Here is a 14,936-nt window from a genome sequence, read left to right as displayed (position 1 = left end):
TATGAAAAGGAATTACTATATTACTAAAAATTGTGAACTAAAAAGGAAAGACAATACAATTTATTTAGAATATAATGATGGCAGGAAACCCATTCCTATAAATGATATAGAATCAATATACCTCTTTGGTGAAATAACATTAAATACAAAAGCTATAAATTTTTTGTGTCAGAACGGCATAACGGTACACTTTTTTAATTATTATGGTTTCTATACCGGCAGTCTCTATCCGAAAGAAACTCTTCTGTCGGGGTATTTAATAGTCAATCAGGTACAAAATTACCTTGATTTAGATAAAAGACTTACTATATCTAAAGAACTGATAAGAACTGCTTCACATAACATATTAAAAAATGTAAAATATTATAAGAAGCGAATAGATGAATTGACCGATAAAGTTTATAGAATAGAAAAAGAAGCAGAGAACATTGAAAACGCGAAAAGCATAAGTGAGCTAATGGGCTGTGAAGGGCGTATACGCTCTATATATTATTCAACCTTTGATGAAATAATGGGCAGCAAATTTGAATTCAAAACAAGAGTAATGAACCCACCTGATAATGAAATGAATGCACTGATTTCATTTGGTAATTCTTTATGTTATACTGCCGTGCTCAGTGAAATATACAGGACGCAATTAAACCCCACCATAAGTTATCTACATGAACCAGGCGAGAGAAGATTTTCTTTAGCATTGGATATAAGTGAGGTATTTAAGCCAATTTTAACAGACAGGGTCTTGTTCAAGCTGGTAAATGAGAAAATAATCGATAAAAATGACTTTGACGAAACTTTAAATTTTTGTTATCTTAAAGAAGATGGTCGAAGAAAATTTATTAAAGAATTTGATGACAAACTTGCAACAACGATAAATTACCCACCACTAAACAGGAAAGTAAGCTATAGGACACTTATAAGACTTGAATGTTATAAATTGGTCAAGCATATTCTGGGCATTTCCCAATACAAAGGATTAAAAATGTGGTGGTAGCAAACTTGGTCAACCCCCATATATTTTTGCAGCAAGAGGGGTTGACCAAGAAAATATGTAATGAAATAGCTAAAAAACCTTGAAGATAACTAATTTTTGTTTGGGGTTTAAATCGGACCACTGTAGAATTGAAATTACTTTAACCGTTGTAGGAGACAGTGCAAGAAATGGTTTAAATCGGACCACTGTAGAATTGAAATTTCTTTACAATGTTTATGGCCTCTTTTATTCTATCCGTTTAAATCGGACCACTGTAGAATTGAAATTCTGCCGTTCCCTCTAAAAGACGTGCAAACAACATTGGTTTAAATCGGACCACTGTAGAATTGAAATATGCCGCTGGGCGCCAAAAAGCCTCTGGCGATAGCCGTTTAAATCGGACCACTGTAGAATTGAAATGGCTTAATTTCTTTTATTTTATCTAATGCTTTTACAAGTTTAAATCGGACCACTGTAGAATTGAAATTAGAGTTATTGGATATATTTTCTTTGTTCAAATCCGGTTTAAATCGGACCACTGTAGAATTGAAATTTTTTGTAGGCTTCGAGTTTAAATCTGTTCATATATCCGTTTAAATCGGACCACTGTAGAATTGAAATCGCAGTGGCTGGTGTGCGGATAACCATTTGGGTTTAGTTTAAATCGGACCACTGTAGAATTGAAATTTTATTGGATTGTGATTAGAGATGTCTATTATTTTCGTTTAAATCGGACCACTGTAGAATTGAAATCATGAGAAACCCATTTCTTTGAGCTTCTTCATAATTGGTTTAAATCGGACCACTGTAGAATTGAAATTTGGTACGACGAATTAGAATTAGAAGAGTTAGAATTGTTTAAATCGGACCACTGTAGAATTGAAATATAGTACGACGCACAGAGAGGCATTGCGAACAATAGGTTTAAATCGGACCACTGTAGAATTGAAATACATTATCCAACATTTGGGGTAATATATGGAATTTTGGTTTAAATCGGACCACTGTAGAATTGAAATCGGGGGCAGAGAAAACCTGGAGGCATATCGGGAGGGTTTAAATCGGACCACTGTAGAATTGAAATATGAAGTAGTAAATATTAAAACATGCATGGTGAACGGTTTAAATCGGACCACTGTAGAATTGAAATGTAATCAAGCAGCACTCATCCACAGTCAATCTCACCGTTTAAATCGGACCACTGTAGAATTGAAATCAAAAGGAAGGATAACACAGGAAGAATATGAGAAAAGTTTAAATCGGACCACTGTAGAATTGAAATCCGGATTGGGCCAAGACAGTAAAAATTGAGGGGGTGGTTTAAATCGGACCACTGTAGAATTGAAATTTTTACCCTCCTTTTCCGCTGCGGTATTTTCGCCCCGGTTTAAATCGGACCACTGTAGAATTGAAATAGGGCTGCATAATACTCTTCTGCGAGCAGGTTTTCAGTTTAAATCGGACCACTGTAGAATTGAAATATACCGATGAGGATATCGACGAAACCTGGACCGCAGGTTTAAATCGGACCACTGTAGAATTGAAATCAGACCAGGAAATTATCCAAGGAAGAAATCGTGCGGGTTTAAATCGGACCACTGTAGAATTGAAATAGATATACCTCACCCTCGCAAAGAAGGCAAGCCTCCGTTTAAATCGGACCACTGTAGAATTGAAATAAACATACAGAGACCTGAAGTCTCTGTATGATGATAAGTTTAAATCGGACCACTGTAGAATTGAAATATTGCCTCCAGCACGGTTTCACCCTCCCAGTCTTCCGGTTTAAATCGGACCACTGTAGAATTGAAATTGCCCACTGTCGTGGACTTCCGTCGGGGTGGCTTTTGTTTAAATCGGACCACTGTAGAATTGAAATAATTTGGGCGACCCAAGTATTCCCTTCTTGCACGGGGGTTTAAATCGGACCACTGTAGAATTGAAATATTAGCTCCTCTGCTGTCATGTGCTTCACCTCCTTTAGTTTAAATCGGACCACTGTAGAATTGAAATATATTAGGACGTGCACGGTGAATGATGCTATATTTGGTTTAAATCGGACCACTGTAGAATTGAAATCTAGATGCCAGGATTTCATAGCTATGAAACCCTGGCTGGTTTAAATCGGACCATTGTAGAATTGAAATAACCTCCTTATGGTATAATATAATCTGCCCAGGACCGTTTAAATCGGACCATTGTAGAATTGAAATTTTCCCGCTGGAAATTGTATTATTTTACCCATTTATAGTTTAAATCGGACCATTGTAGAATTGAAATTTTCTCAAGTGCCTGCAATAGCCTTTCTTCTACGTAGTTTAAATCGGACCATTGTAGAATTGAAATCGGAGATTGAAGAAATCCAGGCCTTCGGGGCCTAAACGTTTAAATCGGACCATTGTAGAATTGAAATTATATACAAAAACGGTTAATGGTAGGTGGCATGGCAAGTTTAAATCGGACCATTGTAGAATTGAAATTCTCCCTCTCATACATCCTGCCCATTATCACTGCTCTGTTTAAATCGGACCATTGTAGAATTGAAATCGGATAACAATAGTCAAGCATCGCTTGTATTTCCTCCGGGTTTAAATCGGACCATTGTAGAATTGAAATTCTTGCCAGTACACGACCTCATCATAAGTACCTTTAGTTTAAATCGGACCATTGTAGAATTGAAATTCTTCACTAAATAAATGTTTGAACTCATCCATTATTTGTTTAAATCGGACCATTGTAGAATTGAAATACATTCCAGCCATACTTTTCACGCATGACCCTCAATGTTTAAATCGGACCATTGTAGAATTGAAATTTAAAAAAATTTTTATTTTTTTGTACCAAAGGTATTGGTTTAAATCGGACCATTGTAGAATTGAAATTTTCCTCCTTATTTTTTTATTAGGCATATCGGCTACGGTTTAAATCGGACCATTGTAGAATTGAAATTTATTAACTTTTTTAAACTTGTGGGCTTGCTGCCCAGTTTAAATCGGACCATTGTAGAATTGAAATAGAAAACTCTCCTCAAAATAGACCTCACCTTCGCAAGTTTAAATCGGACCATTGTAGAATTGAAATCTTAATAGCTTTTCTTTTTCAACCATTTTTTTATTCCGTTTAAATCGGACCATTGTAGAATTGAAATGCATTTTCCTCTGTCAAACGAATAAATAACATTTTGGTTTAAATCGGACCATTGTAGAATTGAAATGTTCACCCTCCGCCCGGCTGATGCCGGGGGAAGAGCGTTTAAATCGGACCATTGTAGAATTGAAATGAGATACTAGCCTGGCGTTTTAGAAAGCGCCGAGCAAGTTTAAATCGGACCATTGTAGAATTGAAATGCGTGAGGGTATGAAACTGCCCGAAAACCCTGTCACAGTTTAAATCGGACCATTGTAGAATTGAAATACCTTTATCTTAATCATTTTATACCTCCTTTTTTGCGGTTTAAATCGGACCATTGTAGAATTGAAATTACTACAAGTGCCTCATCGCCGGGCTGCATAGGCGTGGTTTAAATCGGACCATTGTAGAATTGAAATCACCTTCTATCTGCCGTACCAAGTTGTACGGCAGATGTTTAAATCGGACCATTGTAGAATTGAAATTGCAAACCTCCCTCCCATGAATTAATCTTCGCCCTGGTTTAAATCGGACCATTGTAGAATTGAAATTCATAATTATGGCATGGTTGCGAGCACCGGTCGGGCAGTTTAAATCGGACCATTGTAGAATTGAAATTACTTTTTACTGCCTTCTCATATACTGTCACTGTCCCTGTTTAAATCGGACCATTGTAGAATTGAAATGCCAATTCTTCTGTTTCCTTCCCAGGCATAGCGTACGTTTAAATCGGACCATTGTAGAATTGAAATGACATGAAAAAATACAAGCAAAAAAATAAACGATATGGTTTAAATCGGACCATTGTAGAATTGAAATATAAATTATATTGGTGGTGACCAAACACTCACATATTGTTTAAATCGGACCATTGTGGAATTGAAATAGGCCTTCGGGACCTAAACAGCCCCGAAAGCTGGTCGGTTTAAATCGGACCATTGTAGAATTGAAATTTTTACCCTCCTTTTTTGCTGCGGTATTTTCGCCCCGTTTAAATCGGACCATTGTAGAATTGAAATTGGGGTTGTAGTGACAAATTTCTTGTTTAGGCAGTCTGTTTAAATCGGACCATTGTAGAATTGAAATACCCATAAGCTGGGCGACTATAATAGAATCGCCTGGGTTTAAATCGGACCATTGTAGAATTGAAATCTTAATAGCTTTTCTTTTTCAAACATTTTTTCTCCCTGTTTAAATCGGACCATTGTAGAATTGAAATGTCGTCATCTCCTGCACTTCGATACGTGCAGGGAATGGTTTAAATCGGACCATTGTAGAATTGAAATCCCTAGGCGTCCGCCACGACGCCCCGTGGCGAACACGTTTAAATCGGACCATTGTAGAATTGAAATAAGAGAAACCTGAACGCCTCAGGGTACTTTTCCCCGTTTAAATCGGACCATTGTAGAATTGAAATGTGCAACTGCAACTACCAAGCTCTTGGCAAAGAGCTTGTTTAAATCGGACCATTGTAGAATTGAAATACCTGTACGATGAAAGTGGAGCACAAGTGGGCAGCAGTTTAAATCGGACCATTGTAGAATTGAAATATGAGCATTTCTACAGGAAGATTTTTATTATATTTTGTTTAAATCGGACCATTGTAGAATTGAAATACAGTTAGGTTGGCGAGGTCCCAACCTAACTGCTCTCGTTTAAATCGGACCATTGTAGAATTGAAATATAAGCTAAAAAAGCTTATTGAAAGTTGTAAATATGAGTTTAAATCGGACCATTGTAGAATTGAAATTTGAATTCTCACCCTATACTTGTTGCCATCGTCAATTGTTTAAATCGGACCATTGTAGAATTGAAATCTTATGCGAACGCACAAAATTTTTAAATTTGGCGTGGTTTAAATCGGACCATTGTAGAATTGAAATGGGAAGATTTAGTACTCCGGCATGCCTATCCAATATGGTTTAAATCGGACCATTGTAGAATTGAAATAAAACTGGCAAGACGGCTTTAAAAGGTCGTAAACTGGTTTAAATCGGACCATTGTAGAATTGAAATATTTTTTCGCCTGGCGAGCAGGTACCCTGCTGCTTGGTTTAAATCGGACCATTGTAGAATTGAAATGTAACATCATATTTAGTCTTAGGTCTGAGAAAGGCTCTGGTTTAAATCGGACCATTGTAGAATTGAAATAAAGTATTAATAAATGACGATGATTTTCTTCCATTTGTTTAAATCGGACCATTGTAGAATTGAAATCCGTTACGCCCTCGGCAAGGAGCATGTTGCCAGCGAAGTTTAAATCGGACCATTGTAGAATTGAAATTCTTTGGAAGAAACTAATAAAGGCAGTAAGGTGATAGGTTTAAATCGGACCATTGTAGAATTGAAATTCAACCAGCTGCAGCTCACTGACGAGGAGCTGCAGGAGTTTAAATCGGACCATTGTAGAATTGAAATTTGATAGCAGGCGCAGTTCTGAGGTCCTGCAGCCTTGTTTAAATCGGACCATTGTAGAATTGAAATCAGTTTAGTATAACGTGCCATCTACACAGCACTATAGTTTAAATCGGACCATTGTAGAATTGAAATCCAGGAAGCCTCGGTTCCTGGTGGACGGCAGTCCTGGTTTAAATCGGACCATTGTAGAATTGAAATTACTTTCTCCAGAGGGAGACCAGAAAGTGGTCTCCAGTTTAAATCGGACCATTGTAGAATTGAAATAGGCATAATAGTCATATTATACCTGAAAGGAAAAAAGTTTAAATCGGACCATTGTAGAATTGAAATAAACTAAACAAAAGCAGGGCTTTAGTGCTCTGCCTTGTTTAAATCGGACCATTGTAGAATTGAAATTAAACTTTAATGTTATTTAAATCTGTATCTAAATAGTTTAAATCGGACCATTGTAGAATTGAAATGTATCAGAGATAGCTGAAACATTTAAAGAAAGTTTCGTTTAAATCGGACCATTGTAGAATTGAAATAAAATATGAAAAGTTTTAGATACGTGCCTTTTTATAGTTTAAATCGGACCATTGTAGAATTGAAATATAGTATCAATAAGTTTATCAATACGCTCATTTACTTGTTTAAATCGGACCATTGTAGAATTGAAATAAATGGCATTAAAACACCTAATGAAGTCAGAGCTTTAGAAGAAGATCCAGTTTAAATCGGACCATTGTAGAATTGAAATGCTAAATCTACCCCTACTCTTGCCATTACAGCATCCGTTTAAATCGGACCATTGTAGAATTGAAATTAAAGATCTCCATCTGCTATATGCCCCTCAGTAACTGTTTAAATCGGACCATTGTAGAATTGAAATGAATTGAAAGGAGGTGGAACTAATTGAAAAAGTTTTGTTTAAATCGGACCATTGTAGAATTGAAATTCAATCGGACCAGTGTAGAATTCAAAATATTGCCAGCGTTTAAATCGGACCATTGTAGAATTGAAATTCATTGACCAGGAAGAGTTATTCCCCCTGCCTGCTGGTTTAAATCGGACCATTGTAGAATTGAAATCAGGTCCTTATTGCCCCTCCTTTCTCCCCACAACCTGTTTAAATCGGACCATTGTAGAATTGAAATCAGCTACACCATTAGTATTTGATATTCCAAAGGTGTTTAAATCGGACCATTGTAGAATTGAAATGCAGGAACGTCATCCACCAGGAACCTGGGTTTCCTGGGTTTAAATCGGACCATTGTAGAATTGAAATTTTATAGCAATCAGGCGGTTCTGCTTTGTCTGTACTTGTTTAAATCGGACCATTGTAGAATTGAAATGAATTTAGTTGTAATTCAGATAATTTAATTGGAAATTGTTTAAATCGGACCATTGTAGAATTGAAATATAAAATTATATTTAAACGATTTCTCAGTATTGAATGGGTTTAAATCGGACCATTGTAGAATTGAAATATGGGATGATGACAATAAAAAAACATTGATAGCATTTGTTTAAATCGGACCATTGTAGAATTGAAATCAGCTACACCATTAGTATTTGATATTCCAAAGGTGTTTAAATCGGACCATTGTAGAATTGAAATTGATTTGGAGATGGAGAAGACAAGCAGGCTTGAGCTTAGTTTAAATCGGACCATTGTAGAATTGAAATCCATATCATTAAGCTGGTATTTGTTCAAAAATTTCGTTTAAATCGGACCATTGTAGAATTGAAATATAGTATCAATAAGTTTATCAATACGCTCATTTACTTGTTTAAATCGGACCATTGTAGAATTGAAATTTTACTTCGTCTAACAAAATATATCCCTCCTTAAGAGTTTAAATCGGACCATTGTAGAATTGAAATTAGTCATACTGGTTTAATGAATAATCGTAAAATTTCAGTTTAAATCGGACCATTGTAGAATTGAAATATTTAAATGGGAACTGAGCGGGATACAAGCCTTTTATGTTTAAATCGGACCATTGTAGAATTGAAATGAATTGAAAGGAGGTGGAACTAATTGAAAAAGTTTTGTTTAAATCGGACCATTGTAGAATTGAAATGAATATCATTGACACTATTCATTATGATTGGATTTGTGTTTAAATCGGACCATTGTAGAATTGAAATATTAACAGGTTATTGTATGGACGATGAAATTTTAGAGGTTTAAATCGGACCATTGTAGAATTGAAATGGGTTACGAAGAAGCCTATGGTATTGATGAGTACCTGTATAGGGTTTAAATCGGACCATTGTAGAATTGAAATCATTAGCAGTACAAAGAGATTATGCGAATCGGCAAGGGTTTAAATCGGACCATTGTAGAATTGAAATTTTGGAATATTTAATAGTTCACTCGGACGGGCGTGTAGTTTAAATCGGACCATTGTAGAATTGAAATATAAAATGTGTGTAATATTAGAGTTCCATATCTGGAGTTCAAATCGGACTGTACTGGTCCACGATTATTTGGACTTAAACGACTAATACTCTTCGACTCGCATTATTTCTTAAAATTTCTTTGTAGAATTTGTTTGGCGTCATATGTCCCAGTGTTTGATGGGGCTTTATAGTATTGTAATCCATTATAAACTTATCAAGTCCTCTTATAAACGAGCTATACCCATCAAACTTATTTAGATTGACAAACTCCTCCTTCAATGTTCTGAAAAATCGCTCTATATTAGGATTTCTTTCCGATGATTTCACGGGTATTCGCTCGTGTAATATACCCTGGCGTTTGCAAAATTCCTGAAGTTCCACTGTAGGCTTATGGTGCCTTTCTATTGGCAAGAAAAGGTCCATCCCCTATATTGTGATAAGGAGAGTGCATGTTTTTTATTTTGAGGGGTCAAGATTCGATGATAATAAGGGGTCAATATAGTTGTAAATCAACTCTTTTTTATGGACTAAGGACTTAGTAGCAATGCATCACATATTTGTGAACCTGCGATGATGTTGGAAGTTAAACCGTTTGAATGGCTATTTCAATAGATTGAAGCTGGAAAATGTACAGTTTACAGGTTTTCAGAATTGAAATGAATATAGCGGTACAATGTATTTTTAAAATCTATGTCTGGAAAAATTATTAAAAATAATAGTTTTTTAAGAGGAATTTATAAATCTTTGTAGAATATTGTATTAAAATAGAATTTACTGAAGGTGATGCAAAGTGAGTGTAAAACTTTTTACTTTTTTGGGAACTGGTAAATACAAAAGTTATAGTTGACCTTATTAATGAGGGCAGAAAGGAAATGTAGGTTAAAGGAAAAGTTGAGGATAAAAATGTATTGGAGAATATGGGCAAAAAATTAAAAGAATTTACTGATAATATAGCTACATGCAGGGGGCCATTGCTTTCTGAGTCTGCTCTTTCTTTAGCTGATTCGTTAGAAAGGGCTATAGAAGTAACCGAAAAATCATATGTAAAGCCAATGACTCCACTCTTTAAAATATTGAGTGATTTATTTAAAAACTTTTCACAGGATGATGAATTTAAAAATACGATAGAGGTTGTCAGATGGTGTAATGGACATAATTTAATTCAGCAGGGTTTGACTATACTGGAAGAGGGTATATTAACATTTTTGTGTGACAGGATTGGTGTTGACAAATGCGATGTTCATGGCAGAGAAGAAATTAGTAAGATGATTAATGGGATAACTGTACAAAAATTAAAAAATAATAATAATTTAGAAACATCTCAAACCCCCGAGGACGATCAAGCTAAATCGCTTGTTGGTGAAATATTGCAAGATAGTGCAATATCAAAACTTGCAGAGGAGATTTATAATATTGCCAATATGAGAAATGATATTAACCATGCTGGCTGGAGACCAACTTTTAATAAATATAATAGCTTTAAGGGATTTTTAGATAAGGCTATAACTGAAATAGAAGTTATTTATCAAGGAGCTCAAGAGGTGGGAAATTCGGAAGAAACTTAAATAGACATGTTTAGTTAAATCTATACATGACAGCCGGTCATTACTTTTTGTACATGAGGTATGAGGAAGGGGATGACGAATTTTATGTATGAAAATACTGGTTTTGATGAAGCCTTAAAACAATTAAGGAACCAATGGGAGAACATGCCAGCCAATGAGGCAGAAGATTTTTACTCCACGGAGATATTTCCTCTTGTTAAGAAAAAATTTATAAATGAATGGAGTAACAGATGCAGCAATTATGATTATCTAATTCTGTCTCTTGGCTTTTCCTATGAACCTTTGGTTTTGACTATCCTGGCCTTGAAACCCAAAAAAGTATTGTTTTTGTATACTCCTGATTCACTTAAGAACCTTGATGTTGTAGTAAAGGAAACGGGTTTGATGCCGTCTCAGTTTGTTGTGGAGGAGATAAGCAAGGATGACCCTGTGGATATATATCGTGCAATAAAAAAAATCTATGTTGATAGATGGAAGAGCCCCAAAAATGCCGCTATTGATTTTACGGGTGGGACAAAGGCGATGTCTGCAGGCATAGCGATGGCAGGGGCATATTTTAAGATGGACCTTGTATATGTTGCGAGTACATACAATAGCAAAATGAGAAAGCCAGAACCGGGTACCGAGAGACTTGAGTTTGTTAAAAATCCCTATGATGTTTTAGGTGACCTGGAGAAAGACAAGGCACTTAGCCTTTTTAATAACAATGAGTTTGCTTCTGCATTCGATATTTTTTATGAACTGGAATTGAAAGCTGCGGACAGAAACTATACTTTTATGAAAATTCTTTCAAATATTTACAGGGCATGGGATAATCTTAATTTCAATGAGGCTGTGGTAAAATTAAAAGATCTGCTTGATCTCATGGACTCGTGGAGGCCGGTTGAAGGTAATCTGAAAGCACTGCAGTATTATGAGGCATTAAAAAAACAATATCTACTGATAAGTCCTTTAAGGGATTTTAAAAATGATAAAAATGTTTTCTCAGTCTTGAAGGATAAAGATAAATATTTGTCACTGCTGTTTACAATATATGAGAATGCTGCAAGAAGGGCCAGAGAAAGGAAATATGACACATCGATATTGTTACTTTACAGGGTTCTTGAGCTGATAGGGCAGATAAGGCTTGCAAGGTATGATATAGATACGGCTAGGCCTGATTACAGCAAACTAGACATACCAAACGAAGAAGTTTTAAAGAAGATGAATTCAGTATTGGAAAAGGGAATGAAAAAAATAAATGTCCTGCCGGAGAACCTATCGTTGCTCAATGATTATATCTTATTAAAGGCAATTGGAGATGAGCTATGCCTGCAGTTGAGCATAGGCAATCTGTTTAATATATCTCAGCTCAGAAATAGCTCTGTATATGCACATGGGTACAGCATACTTTCTGAGACGGAGTATGTCAAGTTTAATGATCTTGTCTTTAAAATATTAAATGAGTTTTGCAGGCTGGAGGAGGTAGATTTTAAACAATTGGATAATGATTTCCAGTTTATAGTAATAAACCTGTAAGGGGGCGATTGCTTGAACAGTGCGCAAGAGAAACTTTATACTGCTTCTCTCTTCCATGACATTGGAGGTATTGTGTCTTTAATTCCTGAATTTAAGAAGATCGGCCATGCGGAAAGTGGATCTTTATGGGCAAGAAAGATTTTTAATGATGAAGATATATCAAATATCATATTGTTTCATGAGGATCCGGATAAAGCACCAGACATATTTATAAGAAACCTGGCAGGTTTTGTTAATAATGGTGAGAAAGTATTTAATAGGAGACATAAAGAGGATGAGACTTTTGGCGATGTCAACCTTATGTCAGTATGTACGTTAGTAAATGGGAAGGCCGAAAGACAATATTATAGTGAACCATCTTATAATGCTGTTCTTGTAGATGAACCAGCAGGTAATGGTGAGAGCCTCTTTGATATTGCCAGCAGCTTAAGTAGAGAGGTTAAATCAAAGGATAGCACATATCTTTTAAATCTATTGAGGCGATATACTCTTAACCTGCCTCAGCTGAATCATACTGATCTGAGAAAATCATTTTATTTTCACTCAAAGTTTATAACTGCACTGGCTATGTGTGATATGTATTATTTTTCAGAGCATTTATCAGACAAGCTCATATATGGTGCACTGAAAGATGATGAAAAGAGATATCTTCTCTTGCAAGTAGATTACTCTGGAATTCAGGATACCATCTATACTGTTTCTTCAAAAGGAGCTCTCAAGACGATAAGGGCCAAATCATTTTACCTTGAGCTTCTACTTGAGGATTTGTTTTACAGCCTGCTTACGAAGTTCAACCTGCCACGAACAAATATAGTTATCAATGCTGGTGGCGGTGGTATTTTGCTCCTTCCTAATAGAGATGAAATAAAAGAAACTATAGATAAAGAGGTTTCAAGCTTAAATAGATTTATTTTTGACAGATTCGGGGGTACGTTGTTTGTATCGGCGGCGACTTTAAATGTATCAGCAAATGACCTTAAAGGGGATACAAAGGACTATCTGATGACATTGGCAGATAAGCTGAATGGTGTGAAATCAAGGAAGTGGCTTGACCAGATTGATGACATATTTGACGGGGTCAAAGTATTACGTGGTGATGGAGCTAGATTGGTAGAGTGTCCCGTTTGTCATGGTTTATTTAAGGAAGAAGACATTACAGGTATGGAGGTAAAAGTATGTAAATTTTGCGATAATATAATGGAGCTTGGGCGTGTTATAGATTGTGCTCATGGGTTTAAAATAGCTGATAAGCTTTATAGTGGGCCTGGCCTACCTGTTGAATCTTATAACCATAAGTTTATATTTAACATACCAAAGGATGAATTTACCCACAGTTTTGATGTAGAGAATACAGGGTGTATATATGTTTTCAATGGTAGTTTCAGTACGGAAGATAGCATAGATAACCTGGCAGGAAAAGCCATCGGTGATAAGAGGATTGGGGTTTTTAGAGCAGATGTAGATAATCTCGGAAATATTTTCAGTACGACCCCCGTGGATCTGATATCTTATGCGGAGCTATCAGAAAGGCTTAGTATATTTTTCTGCGAGAGGCTACCTGATAAGCTAAAAGTTAGGTCGGGGCGTATAGATATACTCAAAGGCAGACCTATGGACGTTAACCTGGTTTATGCAGGTGGTGACGATCTGTTCCTCATAGGGACATGGGATGATGTTATAGATGCAGCCATTATTACCTATGATGAGTTTAAAAAATACACAGGTTTTCACAATGGTTTAAACATATCAGGGGGTATAGTTTTAGCAGACCCTGATGTACCCATATATAAGCTGGCTGAAATATCTGAAGGTGCGGAAAGAAGAGCAAAAGAAAATGAGAGTAAAAATTCTATTTCAATCTTCAATAATGTATTTTCATGGAACGATTTTTACTTAAACAAAGACAGCGTTATAGCCTATCTAAACAATCTGCTTGCAGGTGCTGACCTTAACGACAGTTATGTGGCAACAGACTATTCTAAAGGAAGTATCCAAGACATTTATAATGTTTTAAAGGGGTCTGAAAGGAATAGAAAAGGTAAGAGCTACTATAATGTGGTCTATATAAACTATGTCATGAACATGGTTGAAAAGAAAAATAATGTTAAAAGTAATTTGTGGAGAGATGTGAGGCATAAAGCATTAAACAGCAAAAAAGCAAGACTGCTTGCCTGCGCACTGGAAGTTGCATTGCTGCTCACAAGAAAGGAGGAAATTAAATGAATACAGAAGATATACTGCTTGAGGCTATAAGGTACAGGATTTTTCAGGATAATATTGGTAATAGAGGTAAAAATGGTGATAAGAAAGATAGGGATAAAGAGAAAATAGAAGAAATCCTAAACTTTGACTTAAGTGATGTAGAAGACAGCAAGGTAGAAAAGTTAAGGCAGGATTATGAAAACTTTCTTAATAGCATTTCAGATTCTGAACAAGCAAGACAAAGAGACAGACATAACTTCAGGCAGTCAAATACGAAGATAACCCCTTCCATACTGTACATTGATAGAAGGGCTGTTACAGAAGACTCCATCCTGAAGTATATAACTGATTTTTTAAAGAGCAAAGATATAAATGACATATCTGATAGAGATATTGTGTTTCTTGGAAGAGCCCTGGCCAATATTGCTATAGCCCATGACGCTAAAAACACTGAAATGCGAAGGTTTCTTGATTCTACTAAAAAAATAAGAAATAACTATGTCAACAGAAGCGATGAGTTTAGAAGGGAGTATCTGCTATCTCTTAAGGTCAATTTTGATTATTTTGCTACAAGGCATACGCAGTTGAAAGAGATAGTTAACATAATAGATGTCTTTATATCAAGAATAACCGATGATGGCATTCGTGGCTTTAATCAATTCTTAAAGTTAGACCGCTTGATTGAGGCTTTGATAGTTTACCACAAGGTATATGGTGGAAGAGAAAAATAGAGATGGAGGTATGGG

At 35.8% G+C, this 14,936-nt stretch carries 6 protein-coding genes and 1 CRISPR repeat array; of the genes, 5 read left to right on the top strand and 1 reads right to left on the bottom strand.

The features are described 5' to 3' along the window. The first annotated feature begins 1 nt into the window (after window position 1). Window positions 2-991: a type I-B CRISPR-associated endonuclease Cas1b gene (cas1b, locus tag FWJ32_RS08810; protein ID WP_149545585.1), complete on the top strand. Its 990-nt coding sequence runs from the start codon at window positions 2-4 to the stop codon at window positions 989-991. A 105-nt stretch (window positions 992-1,096) separates the two neighbouring features. Continuing rightward, a CRISPR array of direct repeats spans window positions 1,097-8,924; the repeat unit is 30 nt; unit sequence GTTTAAATCGGACCATTGTAGAATTGAAAT. 74 nt (window positions 8,925-8,998) lie between these two features. On the opposite strand, the gene FWJ32_RS08805 is transcribed toward cas1b, so the two are convergent. Next, a complete protein-coding gene (locus tag FWJ32_RS08805; protein WP_162523576.1) occupies window positions 8,999-9,316 on the bottom strand; it encodes an integrase core domain-containing protein in 318 nt (105 codons plus the stop codon). Window positions 9,317-9,813: 497 nt separating this feature from the next. Here FWJ32_RS08805 and FWJ32_RS08800 point away from each other — a divergent pair, with 497 nt between their 5' ends. The 4 genes from FWJ32_RS08800 (at window position 9,814) to csm2 (ending at window position 14,921) form a co-directional block, all read left to right on the top strand. After that, window positions 9,814-10,470, top strand: coding sequence for a TM1812 family CRISPR-associated protein (locus FWJ32_RS08800; RefSeq protein ID WP_203227645.1), 657 nt, complete (start codon window positions 9,814-9,816; stop codon window positions 10,468-10,470). Between the two features lie 84 nt (window positions 10,471-10,554). Further along, window positions 10,555-11,988 carry a TIGR02710 family CRISPR-associated CARF protein gene (locus FWJ32_RS08795; RefSeq protein WP_238988840.1) on the top strand — a complete coding sequence of 478 codons (1,434 nt, stop codon included), beginning with the start codon at window positions 10,555-10,557 and terminating at the stop codon, window positions 11,986-11,988. 12 nt (window positions 11,989-12,000) lie between these two features. Continuing rightward, a complete protein-coding gene (cas10, locus tag FWJ32_RS08790; RefSeq protein WP_149545581.1) occupies window positions 12,001-14,211 on the top strand; it encodes a type III-A CRISPR-associated protein Cas10/Csm1 in 2,211 nt (736 codons plus the stop codon). After that, entirely contained in the window at window positions 14,208-14,921 is a 714-nt protein-coding gene (gene csm2 / locus FWJ32_RS08785) for a type III-A CRISPR-associated protein Csm2 (protein ID WP_149545580.1), read from the top strand. Before cas10 ends, csm2 begins: the two co-directional genes overlap by 4 nt. The last annotated feature ends 15 nt before the right edge of the window (window positions 14,922-14,936 follow it).

It is taken from the genome of Calorimonas adulescens (assembly GCF_008274215.1).
Lineage (GTDB): Bacteria > Bacillota > Thermoanaerobacteria > Thermoanaerobacterales > UBA4877 > Calorimonas > Calorimonas adulescens.
This window is presented reverse-complemented; position numbering and strand designations above follow the sequence as displayed.